Below are 16,199 nucleotides of genomic sequence, written 5' to 3'. Positions count from 1 at the left end.
TCAGCCGGCCCAGAAGCCGCGACCACCGAACAGGTCGCGGTAGGAGCCGAACGCCGCCTGCCCCGGCGTGCGCCCGTCGAGGTAGGAGCCGACGACGGCGGCCCCGAGGTCGCCGAGCTCGGGGGCGACGACGCGGCCGTCGGCCCGGCGGGCCATCGAGTCGACGAACCGGGCCAGGCCGGGGTCGTCGCCGAGCCGGAAGAAGGTGACCTGGGCCCCGAGCCGCGCCGCGGCGTCGAGCTCGCGGACGGCGAGGGCGAGCGTGCGCGGGTGCGGCGGGTAGTCGAAGAAGACCCCGCCGCCGGGCTCGAGGTGCGAGGTGGGCTCGCCGTCGGTGACGACGAGGAGCACCGGCTGGGCGTCGGGGTGCTTGCGGAAGTGCCGGTTCGCGAGGAGCAGGGCGTGGTGGAGGTTGGTCCCCTTGTCCCACTCGGCGTCGAGCGCGGTGAGGGTCTCGATGTCCATCGTCTGCGCGTAGCGGGCGAACGACACGAGCTGGAGGTCGTCGCCGCGGAAGCGGGTCGAGACCAGCTGGTGCAGCGCGAGGGCGGTGCGCTTCATCGGCACCCAGCGACCGTCCATCGCCATCGAGAACGAGGTGTCGACGAGCAGCGCCACGGCAGCGCGAGTGCGCGCCTCGGTCTCGGTGACCTCGACGTCGCGGATGTCGAGCCGGAGGCCGCCGCGCGGGTCACCGCCCTCGCCGACCACCCGCGTGATCGCGTTGGTCATCGTCCGCGTCGTGTCCCAGGGCTCGGTGTCGCCGAACTCCCACGGGCGCGTGGCCCCGCTCTGCTCGCCGGCGGCACCCGCCTGCCGGGTGTCGCGCTGGCCGCCCCGGGTCGACAGCCGGCCCGCGACGTCGCGCAGCAGGGACTTCCCGAGCTCGCGCATCGCCTTGGGGGAGAGGCGCAGCGAGCCGTCGGCCGACCGGGTGAGCATCCCGGTGTCGCGCAACGCCTTCTCGAGCTCGGCCAGCGCCCGGGCGTCCACGGCGGCGTCGGCGCCGAGCAACCGCGACAGGGCGTCGAGGTCGACGTCGTCCATCCGGGCGCCGGGGTGGGACTGCGAGAGCTGCTCGGCGAGGGCGTCGAGCTGCGCGAGGTCCTGGAGCACGCCGGTGCCGTCACCGAGGCCGAGACCCTGCTCGCCGTCGAACCGTTCGGAGCCGCCCCAGTCCTCGCCGGGGCGCATCCCCTGGAGCAGCCCGTCGATCCGGGAGAGCTGGTCCATGAGCGCCGGCGAGCCGAAGGCCTGCTGGGACAGCTGCATCAGCTCCTCGCGCTGCTCGGGGCTCATCGACGCGAGCATCCGCTGCGCGGCGGCCGCCCGGGCGGCGAGGGCGTCGACGAGCTCCTCGACGGACTCCGGCCGCTCGGGGAAGAACTCGCCGTGCCTGTCCATGAAGTCGCGGAACTGCTCGTCGGTGTCGTCGCCGCGGGCGTGCGCCTCGAGGAGGTCGCCGAGGTCGCGCAGCATCTCCTCGACCTCGGCGCGGTCCTCGTCGGTGGCGTTCTCGAGGGCCTGCTTCATCCCCGCGAAGCGCTGGTCGAGCAGCTCGCGGCCGAGGAGGTCCTTGATCTGCTCGTACTTCTCCCGGCCGTCGGAGGAGCGCCACGCGTAGTCGGACAGCTCGCTGACCGCGGCGGCCGGGGTCGGCGGCAGGTTCTCGATCCGCATCTCGGCGAAGCGGGCATCGTCGTCGAGGTCGCGCGCCAGCTGCTTGCGCTCGGCGAGGACGGCCTCGTCGAGGAGCCGGCGCACCTCCTCGAGCGTCCCGTCGAGGTTGTGGCGCCGGAGCATCTCGCGGCGCCGTTCGGCGACCCGGCGGGCCAGCTCGTCGAGGCCGGTGTGGTCGCGGGTGCCCTGGCGCAGCAGCTCGCGCATCGCCCGCTCGGGGGAGTAGCCGGCCATGACGTCCTCGCCGATGGCGTCGAGCGCCTCGCGGAGGTCGACGGGCGGCGCCAACGGGTCGCCTCCGCCGTAGCGCGTGAACCGCGAACGCCGAGAAGCCCGTTCAGCCATAGACGGTCTCCGAGCCGTCGATGTCCTTCCCGATGCGCCGGGCGAGGTACAGGCCCTCGAGGGCGAGCTCGACGGCGCTCGCCCGCTCACCCTCGGAGGTCGCTCCGAGGCGCGTCGCGACGGTGTCGTAGAGGTCGGACTCACCGAGCACCGGGAGGGCGTCGAGGAAGGCGCGGGCGCTGACCGACTCACCGGTGGTGACCATCGCGCCGTCCTCGATCGCCTCGACGAGCAGCGCCATGTCGATGCCGCCGAGCCGGTGCCGCGCGGTCTCGGCGGTGGCCGTGCGCAGGAGGTGACCGAGCACCTCGCGCTCGCGACCCTCCTCGCCCGTCTCGAGCTCGACCTTGCCACGCAGCACGTCGATGGCGGCCTCGAGGTCGACGACCCGCGCCACGCCCTCGGGCTCGCCCTGCGTCGTCGCGCGGTGCAGGGCGGCGGCGGCGACCGTCTCGGCCGCGGCGATCGCGAAGCGGGCCGAGACACCGGAGCGCTGGTCGACCGAGCTCGACCCCCGCAGCCCGCGGGTGAAGCGGGCGACGACCTCGACGAGCGCGTCGGGGACGGTGGCGACGAGGTCGGCCTCCTGCCGGATGACCGCGACCTCGTCGCCGAGCTCGCGCGGGTAGTGGGTGCGGATCTCGGCGCCGAAGCGGTCCTTGAGCGGGGTGATGATCCGCCCGCGGTTCGTGTAGTCCTCGGGATTGGCGGAGGCCACGACGAGCACGTCGAGCGGCAGGCGCAGCACGTAGCCACGGATCTGGATGTCGCGCTCCTCCATGACGTTGAGCATCGCGACCTGGATCCGCTCGGCGAGGTCGGGGAGCTCGTTGATGGCGACGACGCCCCGGTGGCTGCGGGGGATGAGCCCGAAGTGGATCGTCTCGGGGTCGCCGAGCCGGCGGCCCTCGGCGACCCGCATCGGGTCGACGTCGCCGATGAGGTCGGCGACGCTCGTGTCCGGGGTCGCGAGCTTCTCGGAGTACCGCTCGTCGCGGTGCCGCCAGGCGACGGGCAGCGCGTCACCGAGCTCGGCCGCCCGCCGCCGGGACTCGACGGTGATCGGCTCGTACGGGTGCTCGCCGAGCTCGGAGCCGTCGATGACGGGCGTCCACTCGTCGAGCAACCCGACGAGGCTGCGCAGCAGGCGGGTCTTGCCCTGACCGCGCTCGCCGAGGAGCACGACGTCGTGCCCGGCGAGCAGGGCCCGCTCGAGCTGCGGGACGACCGTCTGGCCGAAGCCGTGCAGGCCGGGCCAGGGGTCGGTGCCCGCCGCGAGGGCGGCGAGGAGGTTGTCGCGGATCTCGGCTCGCACGGACCGGGCCTCGTGCCCGGAGGCCCGCAGCTCGCCGACGGTGGAGATGGCCGGTGGGGCGCTCATCGCCTCACGCTACGTCAGGATCCGGCGTGGCGGGAGCCCGCGTGGGCCTGGCTACCAGGAACGGCCACACCCTCAAGATCCGGCACCCCGTCGGTAGCGTGCGCAATGATGAGAACCTGAGGCGAGGGAGGTGCTCATGACGGCTGTCGCTGATGAGGTTGTGATCGACAAGTTCACTGCGCCGCTATACACGCAGGCTGAAGCCTCCCGATACTTGGGCCTCTCTGAATCAACGTTCCGTAATTGGGCGCGCGGATACACGGTGCACACGCCTCAACGGACAGTTGTTGGCGACCCCGTGATCACTTCTGTCGAACGGGTGACGACGCGGGGACCCGCAATCCCTTTCGTGGGACTCGCCGAGGGGTACGCCTTGGCAGCTATCCGCCGGACTGGAGTTCCACTCCAACGGATCCGTCCCGCATTGGAGCGCCTTTCCCAAGAGATGGGCGTTCGCCATGCCCTGGCGTCACATCAACTCTTCACCGACGGTGCCGAGGTTCTGTTCGACTATGCGAGTCATGCACCGCACGAGGATGCCGAGGCGCTAAGGGACCTCGTCGTCGTGAGAGATGGCCAGCGAGTCTTCAAGCAAGTGGTGGCTGAGTACCTCCAGAAGATCGTCTTCGGGACTGACGGCTTCGCGACCGCCGTGCCGCTGCCGGGATACACGACAGCGCAGTTGGTGGCTGACCTTCGCAGGTCGTTCGGTCAGCCGACGTTCGTTCACGGAGGTGCGCGCCTCGACGACGCCCTGTCGCTCTTCCGGTCCGGCGAACCTCTTGCAGTTGTCGCGGAGGAGTATGGCGTCCCGCCGAAGGAGCTCGAAGACGCCGTCCGTCAGGTAGTTCGGTCGAGCTGACGCAACACCATGATCAGCCCGCGGTTCTTCGTCGATCGGAGCCTCGGTCGGGTCCAGGTTCCTCGGCTGCTCCGCGATAGAGGCTGGGATGTCATCACCCTCGCGGAGCACTACGGGGTTCCCGGCGACGAGTCGATCCTTGACGTTGAGTGGCTTGAACTCGCTGGAAGCCGAGGGTGGCCTGTTCTCATGAAGGACGAGCGAATCCGCTATCGCAAGGCAGAGGTTGAGGCGCTTTCGCGCTTCCACGTGCGCGCATTCTGTCTGACGCAAGGCAATCTGAACGCACAAGCCATGGCGGAGTGCTACATCCTGCATGGAGCGGCGATCTGGCGAGAGGCGACCCGCGATGGCCCGGCGTTGTACGCGGTTTCCCGTACTCAGGTTCGGGCCCTGCCCCTCGTCTAGCCGATGCGGACGCGCCCGTCGCCAGGTGCAGCCCCGCTATAGGTCAGCGGCGGTTCGTGAAGTTCAGCGCGATGTCGAGGTCGGCGCCCTTGAGCAGCTGCTGGACGGCCTGGAGGTCGTCGCGCGACTTGCTCGTGACGCGCACCTCGTCGCCCTGGATCTGGGTCTTGACGCTCCTGGGGCCCTCGTCGCGGATCAGCTTGGTGATCTTCTTGGCGTTCTCGGAGGAGATGCCCTCCTTGAGCGGACAGTCGAGCTTGTACTCCTTGCCCGACAGCCGGGGACCGGCCTCGGGGACGTCGAGGTGCTTGAGCGAGACCCCGCGCTTGACCAGCCAGGTCTGCACGACGTCGAGGACGGCCTTGCAGCGCTCCTCGCTGTTGGCCTCCATCCGGATGACCTCGCCGGCGAGCTCGACGCGGGCGCCGACGTTCTTGAAGTCGTACCGGTTGCCGATCTCCTTCGCGGCCGTGTTCACCGCGTTCGCGATCTCCTGCTTGTCGTACGTGCTGACGATGTCGAAGCTGCTGTCCGCCACGGGTCCTCCAGTCGATTCGGTGGGTCGGGTCCGGCTTGCTATCCTTCCATGCGCACCAGGCAGGTTGCCCGAGCGGCCAATGGGAGCGGACTGTAAATCCGTCGCGAAAGCTACGAAGGTTCGAATCCTTCACCTGCCACCCCGTGCCCCGAGGGCCCAGTCCCGGCGACAGCCGCGGACCGGGCCCTCGGTCGTCCCCGTGCTCCTGTGGCCGCGGCCCTAGCATCGGGGCCCATGAGCGACTCGACGGCCGCGCCCACCGCCCCCGAGGGCATCCTCGACCCCGGACAGCGCAGCGAGCGGCGGCGCACGCTCGCCGTCGTCGGCGTCCTGCTCGGGATCGCCCTGCTGGGGTTCGTCCTGTGGCGCGGCAGCACCCTCGTGTTCTACGTCGTCATGAGCTGGTTCGTGGCGCTCGCGATGGAGCCCGCGGTCGCCCGGCTGTCCCGGTGGATGCCGCGGGCCGCCGCCACCGCGACGGTCATGGGCTCGCTCTTCGTCGCGGTCAGCGCCTTCCTCTGGGTCTTCGGGAGCCTGCTCGTCGACCAGCTGACCGCGCTCGTCACGGCCGTCCCCGACATCGCCGCCGACGTCCTCGACCAGGTGAACCGGGCCACGGGGTCCTCGTACACCTACGACGACCTCCTCGAGCAGGCCGGCATCTCGCCGTCCGACCTCACGGGGTACGCCCAGAACGTCGCCTTCGGGGTGCTGGGGCTCGTCTCGGCGGTGCTCGGGGCCGCCTTCGGGCTGTTCGTCGTCCTCTTCTTCGTCGCCTACGTCTCGGTCGGGATGCCCCGCCTGCGCACCTGGCTCGCCTCGCGGATGACCCCGCGCGTGCAGGTGCCCTTCCTCACCGCCTGGGACATCGCCAAGGTCAAGGTCGGCGGCTACATCGCGGCCCGGGTGGTCCTCGCCTCGATCAACGCCGGCGTGAGCATGGTGGCGTTCTTCCTGCTCGACCTGCCCTACTGGCTGCCGCTCGCGCTGTGGACCGGGCTCGTCGCGCAGTTCATCCCCAACATCGGCACGTACGTGTCGATCGCGCTGCCGGTCGTCGTCGGGCTCACGTCGGGCGACCCGTGGCTCGGCGTCTGGGTCCTCGTCTACGGCATCGCCTACCAGCAGGTCGAGAACCTCACCATCGAGCCGCGGATCTCGGCCAAGGCCGTCGACGTCCATCCCGCGGTGTCCTTCGGGGCCGCGCTGCTCGGCGCCCAGCTGTTCGGGCTCTCCGGGGCGCTCATGGGGGTGCCGTTCGCGGCCACCATCATGGCGATGCTCGAGATCTACCAGCGTCGCCACGAGGTGACGGCCGAGACGGAGGAGCGGGTCGCCGCCCTCGTCACCCCGCGGGTCGACCCCGAGGTGGAGGAGCCCGACCTGCCGGCGCTCGCGGAGGCGCGGGCCCAGCAGGCCGTCGAGGAGGACCGCGAGGTCCGCTAGTGCGTGCGGCGCGGTCGCCGGCGTGACCAGCCGAGCAGGCCGACTCCGGCGAGCACGAGGGCGCCGGCGTGGGCCAGCGGCGGGAGCGGGTCGGCGCCGGTGGCGGCGAGCGGGCCGGTGACGGCGGGCGGCGCGGTGGGAGGCGCGGTCGGCGCGGTCGTCGTGGGGGCCGGACCGGAGGTCGACGGGGCGGGCGTCGTCGTCGTGGGGGTCGGGGTGCTCGTCGGCGCGGCCTCGAGGGCAATGGCGTCGAGCGCGACGTCGCCGCACCCGACGGTCAGGTCCACCGGGTCGGGGTCGAGGTAGCCCTCCGGTGCGCTGACGACCGCCTCCCAGTCGCCGGCCGGCACCCCGGGCACCTCGAAGGTGCCGTCCGCGCCGGTGGTGACCGGGCCGAGCGTGGTCGTTCCGGACTGCAGGACGACGGAGGCGCCGGCGAGCGGGGCGCCGTCCGGGTCGGTGACCGAGCCGGAGACGGGTCGGACCGAGGTGAGGGTGCTGTCGACGCCCGTGACGTCGCCGGCGGAGAGGTCGACCGGGGTCGTGGCGGCGCCGCTGGGAGCCGTGCCGGCCGGCGGCACGACCCGCACCCGCCAGTCGTCGCGGGCGAGCAGCCCGGAGACCTGCCAGGTGCCGCCGGTGGTGGTGGTCGCCGTCGCGACGACGTCGTCCGCCGGGTCGAGCACCTCGACGTCGATGCCGCTGCCGTCGGCCTCGCAGGGGGCGGTGACCGTGCCGGAGACGGCGTGCTCGGCGGTGGCCAGCCACAGCAGGTAGGTCGGCAGGCCCTGGTCCCAGCGCGAACGGATGGTGAGCGAGCCGAGGGGCACCGTCGGGCTCAGCCACACGGTCTCCCCGACGGTGTCGCACGTCGTCGGGTCCGACGGGCAGCGCGGGTCGGTGGCGGTGACGCGGTCGGCGAGGACCGTGGCGGTCGGGAGGTCGTAGGGTGCGCTCTGCCCGCTGCATGCGGCCGACCGGGGACTGGCGTCGCAGAAGCTGAAGGCCTCGACGAGCCCGAGCTGCGCACCGCTGACCGGGTTGCCGTCGGGGTCGGTGCCGGTGACCTCGATCGTCTCGGCCTCGAGGTCGCCGAGCGCGAGGCCCCATCCGCCGACCGGGGTCGGCGCGGCGAAGGTCAGGGTGGTGTCCGACGGGGAGGTCGCGTTGTTGGCGGCCGGGCGCAGGCCGAGGTACTCGCGGCCCCGGCTCGACCCGAACGCGGCCCCGAACCCCGTGCCGGCGGGGACCCAGGTCGTCGTCCCGGTCCCGACGGAGGCCGGCGCGGCCGACGTGGAGGTGAGGGAGACGGCGGGGAAGCCGGTCGCGAGGTCGGCGGCCGTCGCGGTGTACGCGCCACCGCTGCCGGACAGCGTCCAGTCGGCGTAGCCCTCGCTCGGGGCGGCGCTCGCGGCGCCCGCCCCGGTGCCGACGAGGAGCCCGCCGACGATCGCCGCCACCCCGATGCCGTGCGCCGTCCGACGGCCGCCACCCCACGTCATGGTCCGACGGTAGAGAGGTGCACGCCCCCGCGGGGCCCGTGGTGCACGGCAGTTCGGGTTCCGGTACGCGCCTCGCCGGGCGGCGCTGTACTCGCGAGTCACCGGAGTTCGGTGGCAGGCTCGGGCGCATGTTCTCGCGGATCGCCGTCGTCAACCGGGGAGAGGCCGCGATGCGGCTGGTCCACGCCGTCCGTGACCTCAACGCCGAGCGCGGGCCCGGGGAGCCGCGCACCGAGGTCGTCGCGCTGCACACCGAGGGCGAGCGGTCTGCGATGTTCGTCCGCGAGTCCGACGTCTCGTACGACCTCGGGCCGGCGTCGGCCCGCCCGTACCTCGACCTCGAGCGGCTGCGCACCGCGCTGCTCGAGACCCGCGCCGACGCGGTGTGGGTCGGCTGGGGCTTCGTCGCCGAGGACCCCGCGTTCGCCGAGCTGTGCCGCGAGATCGGCGTCACCTTCATCGGTCCGAGCCCCGAGGCCATGCGCAAGCTCGGCGACAAGATCGGGTCCAAGCTCATCGCCGAGGAGGTCGGCGTCCCGGTCGCGCCGTGGAGCCGTGGCGGGGTCGACACCCTCGAGGCGGCCAAGGAGGCGGCGGGAGGCATCGGCTATCCGCTGATGCTCAAGGCGACGGCCGGCGGTGGCGGGCGCGGCATCCGGATGGTCGCCTCCGACGCCGACCTCGAGGACGCCTACCAGCGCACCCGCGAGGAGGCCGAGCGGGCGTTCGGCTCCGGGGTCGTCTTCCTCGAGAAGCTCGTCACGGGGGCCCGGCACGTCGAGGTGCAGGTCATCGCCGACGGGCAGGGCACCGCGTGGGCGGTCGGGGTCCGCGACTGCTCGGTGCAGCGGCGCAACCAGAAGGTCATCGAGGAGTCGGCCTCGCCGGTGCTCGACGCCGAGCAGGCGCGCGAGCTCCGGGAGTCCGCCGAGCGGCTGGCCGTCGCCGTCGACTACGCCGGCGCCGGCACGGTCGAGTTCCTCTACCACCCGGGCGAGCGGTTCTTCGCCTTCCTCGAGGTCAACACCCGCCTCCAGGTCGAGCACCCGATCACCGAGGTCGTCACGCGCACCGACCTCGTGCGCCTCCAGCTCCACGTGGCCGGCGGCGGGCGGCTCGAGGGCGAGCGCCCCACCGAGCTCGGCCACGCCGTCGAGGCCCGGCTCAACGCCGAGGACCCCGACCGCGACTTCGCGCCGTCGCCCGGGCGCATCGCCCACCTCGAGCTGCCGGCCGGCCCCGGCATCCGCGTCGACACCGGTGTGGCGGAGGGGGACTCGATCCCCGCCGACTTCGACTCGATGATCGCCAAGATCATCGCGTTCGGCAGCGACCGCGACGAGGCGCTGGCCCGCCTGCGTCGGGCGATGCGCGAGACGACGGTGGTCATCGAGGGCGGTGCGACGAACAAGTCGTTCATCCTCGACCTCCTCGCGCAGCCCGAGGTCGTCGACGGCAGCGCCGACACCGGGTGGATCGACCGCGTGCGCGGCGAAGGTCGGCTCGTCGCCACCGAGCACTCGGGCGTCGCCCTCGTGGCGGCCGGCATCGAGGCCTACCTCGACGCCGAGGCCATCGAGCGGGCCCGCCTCCTCGAGACGGCGCGTGGCGGCCGTCCGCAGGCGCAGCACGACGTCGGCCGCGCGGTCGACCTCAAGCTGCGGGGCACCGCGTACAAGGTCACGGTGTTCCGCACCGGGCCGTCCCGGTTCCGCGTCACGGTGGCCGACCCGTCGGGTGCCGGGCACACGGTCGACGCCGACCTCGAGCGGGTCGGTGCCTACTCCAGCCGGATGCGCGTCGCCGGGCGCGTGCACCGGCTCGTCACCGCGGCCCACGGCCCCGTGCAGCTCGTCGAGGTCGACGGCGTCACGCACCGCGTCAGCCGCGACGAGGGTGGCGTGCTGCGTTCTCCCGCACCGGCACTCGTCGTCGCCACGCCCGTCGCCACGGGTGAGGAGGTCGCGGCCGGCGCACCGGTCCTCGTCCTCGAGTCGATGAAGATGGAGACCGTCCTGCCGGCGCCGTTCGCGGCCCGGGTCAAGGAGCTGCTCGTCGCCACCGGCAGCCAGGTCGAGACCGGCGCCGCCCTCGTCCGGCTCGAGCCCACCGGCGAGGAGGGCGAGGTCGCGGCCGACGAGTCCGGGTCCGTCGAGCTCGACCTCCCGGACGCCGCGAGCGACGGGGACGCCTCCGAGCGGGCGGCGCGGGGTCGTGCCGACCTCGCGGCGATGCTCCTCGGCTACGACCTCGACCCGGCGCACGAGGGCCGGGCCCTCGAGGCCTACCTCGCGGCCCGCGACGAGCTCGTGGCCTCCGGCGGCGGTGTCGTGGGCGACGAGCTCGACCTGCTCACCGTGTTCGCCGACCTCGCCGAGCTGGGGCGCAACCGGCCGGTCGGGCAGGAGACGCACGTCGAGAACAGGGTGCACAGCCCGCGCGAGCACTTCCGCACCTTCCTCCAGACCCTCGACCCCGAGCGCGGAGGCCTCCCCGCCGACTTCGTCGCACGGCTCGAGCGGGTCCTGCACCACTACGACGTCGAGGGCGTCGAGCGCACCCCCGAGCTCGAGGGCGCCGTCTTCCGGATCTTCCTCTCCCAGCAGCGTTCTGCGCCCGAGGTGGCGATGGCGACCTCCATCCTCCAGCGGTGGCTCGGCGAGCCGGCCCCGGGGGGCGACGCGGCCGGTGCGGCGCGGGACCTGCTCGACCGGCTCGTCGTCGCCACCCAGCTGCGCTTCCCGATCGTCGGCGACCTCGCCCGCAGCGTGCGCTTCCGCTGGTTCGACCAGCCGCTCGTCGACGCCGACCGTCGCTCGGTCCTCGGCTCGGTCGGTACCGAGCTCGAGCAGATCGACGCGATGGACGCGGGCGACGAGCGGACCGCCCGCGTCGACGCGCTGGCCGCCATCCCCGAGCGCATCGTCCGGTTCCTCGGCGAGCGTCTGCGGCACGGGGTCTCGGCGCGCGAGCCGATGCTCGAGGTGCTCGTCAAGCGCCACTACCGCGGGTTCGAGCTGACCGGCCTCGCGGAGACCACCGAGGACGGCCGGGCCGTCGCCGTCGCCGACTACGTGCTCGACGAGCGCGCCACGCACCTCGTGAGCACCATCGCCACGGTCGATGAGCTGAGCCCCGGGTCGTCGCTGACGGCGCTCCTCGAGCGACTGGTCGCCGCGCGCGGCGAGCGCCAGGACGCCGTCGTCGACCTCTACGTGCACTGGCCCGACCTGCCGGCCGACCCCGACGAGGCATCGGCACTGCTCGCCGAGAAGGTGGCCGCGCTGCCGTTCGCGCACGCCTGCCGCCGGGTCGCCGTCGGCGTCGTGCCGGACGACGAGCGCGAGGTGGGGTACTTCACCTACCGGCCGGCCGAGGACGGGGCGGTCGCCGAGGACACCCCGGTGCGCGGCGTGCACCCCATGGTCGGGCGGCGGCTCAACCTCTGGCGGCTGCGCGACTTCGCGCTCACCCGGCTCGAGGCGCCCGAGGACGTCCTCCTCCTGCACGCCGTCGCGCGCGACAACCCGCAGGACCAGCGGCTCGTCGCGCTCGCGCAGGTGCGCCAGCTCGTCGTCGTGCGCGACGACGCCGGCCGGGTCACCGCGCTGCCGCACGTCGAGCGGGCGCTGGCCAACTGCCTCGAGGCCGTCCGGCGCGCGCGCCAGACCCTCGGTGGCGGAGCGCGCTTGGACATGAACCACGTGTGGCTGCACATCTGGCCGCCGGTCGAGGGCGACCTCGACCAGCTGACCGCCCTGCAGGGCAAGGTCGCGCCGATGACCGCCGGGGCGGGCATCGAGGAGGTACGCATCGAGGGCGAGATCGCCGGCGACAACGGCCACACCGTCCCCATCTGCGCGCGTTTCACGTACCAGCCCGGCTCCGGCGTCACCTTCACCGTCGAGCAGCCGCCCACCGAGCGGCTCGCGCCGCTGGACTCCTACGCGGAGAAGGTGGTTCGCGCCCGACGCCGCGGCCTCGTGTACCCGTACGAGCTCGTCTCGATGATCGCCGGCGGTGGCGGCGAGGCCGTGGAGCACGACCTCGACGAGTCCGGGCGGCTCGTGCCGGTCGACCGCCCGTACGGGCAGAACACCTCCGGGATGATCTGCGGCGTCGTCACCACGCCGACCCCGCTGCACCCGGAGGGCGTGACGCGGGTGCTGCTCTGCGGCGACCCGCTGCGCGCGCTCGGTGCCGTGGCGGAGGCCGAGTGCCGGCGCGTCATCGCGGCGCTCGACCTCGCCGAGGAGCGGGGACTGCCCGTCGAGTGGTTCGCGCTGTCCGCAGGTGCCCGCATCTCGATGGACTCCGGTACCGAGAACATGGACTGGGTCGCCAAGGCGCTCAAGCGGATCGTCGAGTTCACCCAGGCCGGTGGCGAGGTCAACGTCGTCGTCGCGGGCATCAACGTCGGTGCCCAGCCGTACTGGAACGCCGAGGCGACGATGCTCATGCACACCAAGGGCATCCTCGTCATGACCCCCGACTCGGCGATGGTGCTCACCGGCAAGCAGTCGCTCGACTTCTCCGGCGGTGTCTCGGCCGAGGACAACTTCGGCATCGGCGGCTACGACCGGGTCATGGGCCCCAACGGCCAGGCGCAGTACTGGGCCAAGGACCTCGTCGACGCGTACGGGATCCTGTTGTCGCACTACGAGTCCACCTGGGTCGCGCCGGGCGAGGCGGGCCCCCGACGCGCGCCGACGTCCGACCCCGCCGACCGCGACGTCACGGTCTTCCCGCACGTCATGGAGGGCAGCGACTTCACGACCGTCGGCGACATCTTCTCGTCGGCGACCAACCCCGACCGCAAGAAGGCCTTCGACATCCGCACCGTGATGCGCGCAGTCGCCGACCAGGACCACGCGACGCTCGAGCGCTGGGCGGGCATGGCCGACGCCGAGACCGCCGTGGTGCTCGACGCGCGCATCGGCGGTATCCCGGTGGCGCTGTTGGGGATCGAGTCCCGCTCGGTGTCCCGGCGCGGCTTCCCGCCCACCGACGGTCCCGACACCTACACGGCCGGCACGCTGTTCCCGCGGTCGTCGAAGAAGGCGGCGCGAGCCATCAACGCGGCCTCCGGCAACCGGCCGCTCGTCGTGCTGGCCAACCTGTCGGGCTTCGACGGCTCGCCCGAGTCGATGCGCAGCCTCCAGCTCGAGTACGGCGCCGAGATCGGGCGCGCGATCGTCAACTTCGAGGGCCCGATCGTCTTCGCCGTCATCAGCCGCTACCACGGTGGCGCGTTCGTCGTCTTCTCCAAGGCGCTCAACGACCGGATGACGGTGCTGGCGATCGAGGGGTCCTTCGCGTCGGTCATCGGCGGGGCGCCCGCGGCGGCCGTCGTGTTCGCGCGCGACGTCGACGCCCGCACGGCCGCCGACCCCCGGGTGGCCGAGCTCGAGGCGCGGGTGCGCGAGGCCGATGCGGCCTCGCGGGCCGTGCTCGCCACCGAGCTGGCCTCGGTGCGCCAGGCCGTGCGCTCGGAGATGCTGGGCAAGGTCGCCTCCGAGTTCGACCGCGTGCACGACATCCACCGGGCCGTCGAGGTCGGGTCGGTTGATGCGGTCATCGCGCCCGAGGAGCTCCGGCCGCGGATCGTCGCCGCGCTCGAGGCCGGGCTGGCCTGACGGTCCCCGCCCGGGCGGCGGTCAACCGGTGAGGTCGGCGAACCGCCAGTGCGTCGGGCGGAGGGTGGTGACCTGCTCGTCGGGGAACTGCTCGGCGGCCATCGCCAGGTAGCCCTCGAGCGCCCCGCCGGTGAGGTACCGCGCGGCGAGCGCCCGGCGGTCGTCGTCGGTGGCCGGCCGGCTGCCGACGAGCTCGAGGTCGACGGACACGTAGCGGACGCGGGGCTCGACGGTGTCGACGACGAGCGTGGCCGTGCGGGTGTGCTCGAGCAGGCGGGCCTTGCGGCTCGATGCCGGGGTCACGATGGTGATGTCGCCGTCGGGCTCGTAGGCGTACCAGAGGGGGACGGCCGCCGGTGGTCCGTCCGGTGCAGCGACGGCGAGGACGCCGACGTGGGGGTCGGCGAGGAAGGCCTGGGCGGCGGGCTGGTCGAAGCCGGTCTCGTCCATCGGTGCACCGTACTGCGGGGCACTGACACGCGATGCTGCGGTGTGCGGAAATCGTTCCGCTGCAGGGAGATTACTGACCGGAGGACTTGACCATCGAACGCCAGTTCGATACGATGAGGCATGGACAGGGGGACGATCAGCCGCCGCATCTCGGTACTGCGTGAGGAGTGCGCTGCGCTGGGTCGTGAGCTCGCCGACGGGGGTGTGGGGTTGTCGGCGGAGGAGGCGTTCGGGCTCGCGGGTGAGGCGCAGGGGTTGGCGAACGCTGCTGATGCGCTGGTCGCTGTGGCGGGCGCGTGGGGGGCTCGGGTGGAGACGACGCTGCGGGAGTCGGGGCCGTGGGAGCGGGTGCACCCGCTCGGGTTCGTCGACGCGATGGCTGGCACCGAGATGAGCCTGGCCTGCGGGCTGACCGAGGGTGTGGCGGGTCGCAAGGTCGCGCTCGGGGCGGCGCTGGGTGAACGGTTTCCCCTGACCCGCGACCTGCTCCTCGCCGGTGACGTGGCGGCGGTGACCGCGCACAAGGTCGTCGACGCGTGCGCCGGCCTCGACGTCGACGCGTGCGTGCGGGTCGATGCCGAGCTCGCCGGTCGGCTGCCGTCGATGGACCCCGCCCGCGTCACCGGCGAGGCCGGCGCGTCGCCGGGCGGCTGGCCGCCGACCAGGTCGCCGCCCACGTCGCGAGGACCCGCCGCGGCCGCTGCGTGGAGACCCGGGCCGGAGTGGACGGGCTGACGGACTGGTTCGCCTCCCTGCCGACTGCGACCTCATTGGCGATGTGGTCCGCGGTCGAGCAGCTCGCGGGCGAGTACCGGCAGGTCGACGACACCCTCTCGGTGCGGGAGTCCCGCGCTGATGCGCTGACCGACCTCGTGCTGCGCAACGTGACCGTGACGGCGCAGGTCACCCTCGGGGTCCCGGTCGTCACCGACCGGCCCGCACCCGAACCGGTTGCCGGTGAGCGGTTCCGGGTCGACTGGGACGACGACGACACCCTGATCGACCACGTCACGGGTCAGGAGGTCCGCTACGGCGACCTCGACCCCGCCTCCCGCGAGGAGCTGTCCTGGATCGAGGAACCTCCCGAGCTCGTCGGCGACTGCGGCGACACGATGGCCGAGGTGACCCCCGGCTGGGCGGTCTCCGGCACCCACCTTCCCGGTCTCGGCTGGGTCGACCCGGCCACCCTCGCCAACCTCCTGAAGCTGCTGCCGTTCGAGGTCTCCCGGGCCGTGCTCGAGGCCGACACCGGCACCCTCGCCAGCCTCACCACCAGTGCCTACCGGCCACCCAAAGCCATGCAGGAGTTCGTCAAGACCTGCGACGGCACCTGCCGCATGTGGGGCTGCACCAGGCCCGCCGAACGCTGCGACCTCGACCACGCCAGAGCCTGGCCCGACGGCACCACCACACCCACCGGACTCGAGTCACTCTGCCGGCACCACCACCGCTTCAAGCAACTCGCACGCTGGCGACCCGTCCTCGCCCCCGACGGCACCCTCACCTGGCACGGCCCCGACGGCGCCACCCGCACCACCGAACCCCAGCACCGCCTCCTCACCTGACCGTGACGGGCACGCCCCGATTCATCCGGATCTGCCGATGAGCGGGAACTTCCACGTCATCCCAGTGATGACGGGGAAAGCGGCAAATGACGCGGTTGCATCCCCGTCACGAGCCGACGTCCGCGTCCTTGGCGTGATGCCAGGGACGTTGCGCGATGACGCTGCAGTTGCCGCGACCCCGCGCAAGATCCATGGCGGTCGGGGAAACCGGGGTGGTGGCACCGGTATCGCCGGGTGCCGGCCCCGACCGAGGACCTTGCGCTCATCAGCGTGAGGTGTTTAGCGTCAAGGGCTGGGCGGGTGCCCGGGTCCTGGTCGTCGGTCCCTGCATAGCGGTAATCGAGGTGTGCTCGGCAGCGTGTGATCGGGTTGTGTCGACGACGGGA

General features: G+C 72.7%; 11 protein-coding genes and 1 tRNA gene. 7 read left to right on the top strand and 5 right to left on the bottom strand.

The window, feature by feature from the left end; genetic code table 11:
- Both JQN70_RS05520 and JQN70_RS05515 read right to left on the bottom strand, forming a co-directional pair.
- The gene (locus tag JQN70_RS05520; protein ID WP_204130332.1) at nucleotides 1-2,025 is read right to left on the bottom strand and encodes a vWA domain-containing protein; all 2,025 of its coding nucleotides are present in this window, start codon (nucleotides 2,023-2,025) and stop codon (nucleotides 1-3) included.
- Entirely contained in the window at nucleotides 2,018-3,406 is a 1,389-nt protein-coding gene (locus tag JQN70_RS05515; RefSeq protein ID WP_204130331.1) for a magnesium chelatase ATPase subunit I, read from the bottom strand. The genes JQN70_RS05520 and JQN70_RS05515 overlap by 8 nt, the downstream gene beginning before the upstream one ends.
- 136 nt (nucleotides 3,407-3,542) lie before the next feature.
- On the opposite strand from JQN70_RS05515, the gene JQN70_RS05510 reads away from it, so the two are divergent.
- Complete coding sequence (locus JQN70_RS05510) at nucleotides 3,543-4,268, top strand: MerR family transcriptional regulator (protein WP_204130330.1); 726 nt, start codon at nucleotides 3,543-3,545, stop codon at nucleotides 4,266-4,268.
- Nucleotides 4,269-4,277: 9 nt separating this feature from the next.
- Nucleotides 4,278-4,676: a PIN-like domain-containing protein gene (locus tag JQN70_RS05505; RefSeq protein ID WP_204130329.1), complete on the top strand. Its 399-nt coding sequence runs from the start codon at nucleotides 4,278-4,280 to the stop codon at nucleotides 4,674-4,676.
- A 43-nt stretch (nucleotides 4,677-4,719) separates the two neighbouring features.
- Here the strand turns inward: JQN70_RS05505 and JQN70_RS05500 are convergent, their stop codons facing one another.
- Nucleotides 4,720-5,214, bottom strand: a complete 495-nt coding sequence (locus JQN70_RS05500; RefSeq protein ID WP_204130328.1) for a YajQ family cyclic di-GMP-binding protein — start codon at nucleotides 5,212-5,214, stop codon at nucleotides 4,720-4,722.
- Between the two features lie 58 nt (nucleotides 5,215-5,272).
- Here JQN70_RS05500 and JQN70_RS05495 point away from each other — a divergent pair.
- Both JQN70_RS05495 and JQN70_RS05490 read left to right on the top strand, forming a co-directional pair.
- A tRNA-Tyr gene (locus tag JQN70_RS05495) sits at nucleotides 5,273-5,353 on the top strand.
- Between the two features lie 95 nt (nucleotides 5,354-5,448).
- Complete coding sequence (locus JQN70_RS05490; RefSeq protein ID WP_204130327.1) at nucleotides 5,449-6,660, top strand: AI-2E family transporter; 1,212 nt, start codon at nucleotides 5,449-5,451, stop codon at nucleotides 6,658-6,660.
- Here JQN70_RS05490 and JQN70_RS05485 read toward each other — a convergent pair.
- Entirely contained in the window at nucleotides 6,657-8,162 is a 1,506-nt protein-coding gene (locus tag JQN70_RS05485) for a carboxypeptidase-like regulatory domain-containing protein (RefSeq protein WP_204130326.1), read from the bottom strand. The genes JQN70_RS05490 and JQN70_RS05485 overlap by 4 nt on opposite strands.
- Nucleotides 8,163-8,290: 128 nt before the next feature.
- Here JQN70_RS05485 and JQN70_RS05480 point away from each other — a divergent pair, with 128 nt between their 5' ends.
- Nucleotides 8,291-13,798, top strand: coding sequence for an ATP-binding protein (locus JQN70_RS05480; protein WP_204130325.1), 5,508 nt, complete (start codon nucleotides 8,291-8,293; stop codon nucleotides 13,796-13,798).
- Between the two features lie 21 nt (nucleotides 13,799-13,819).
- Here JQN70_RS05480 and JQN70_RS05475 read toward each other — a convergent pair whose 3' ends face one another.
- Nucleotides 13,820-14,248, bottom strand: a complete 429-nt coding sequence (locus JQN70_RS05475) for a pyridoxamine 5'-phosphate oxidase family protein (RefSeq protein ID WP_204130324.1) — start codon at nucleotides 14,246-14,248, stop codon at nucleotides 13,820-13,822.
- A gap of 120 nt (nucleotides 14,249-14,368) precedes the next feature.
- Between JQN70_RS05475 and JQN70_RS05470 the strand changes: the two genes are divergently transcribed.
- Both JQN70_RS05470 and JQN70_RS05465 read left to right on the top strand, forming a co-directional pair.
- Entirely contained in the window at nucleotides 14,369-14,983 is a 615-nt protein-coding gene (locus tag JQN70_RS05470) for a hypothetical protein (protein WP_204130323.1), read from the top strand.
- On the top strand, nucleotides 14,971-15,813 hold the full coding sequence (locus JQN70_RS05465) for an HNH endonuclease signature motif containing protein (protein ID WP_204130322.1): 843 nt from the start codon (nucleotides 14,971-14,973) through the stop codon (nucleotides 15,811-15,813). Before JQN70_RS05470 ends, JQN70_RS05465 begins: the two co-directional genes overlap by 13 nt.
- Nucleotides 15,814-16,199 lie beyond the last annotated feature (386 nt).

The organism is Phycicoccus sonneratiae (assembly GCF_016887965.1).
Lineage (GTDB): Bacteria > Actinomycetota > Actinomycetes > Actinomycetales > Dermatophilaceae > Phycicoccus > Phycicoccus sonneratiae.
This window is presented reverse-complemented; position numbering and strand designations above follow the sequence as displayed.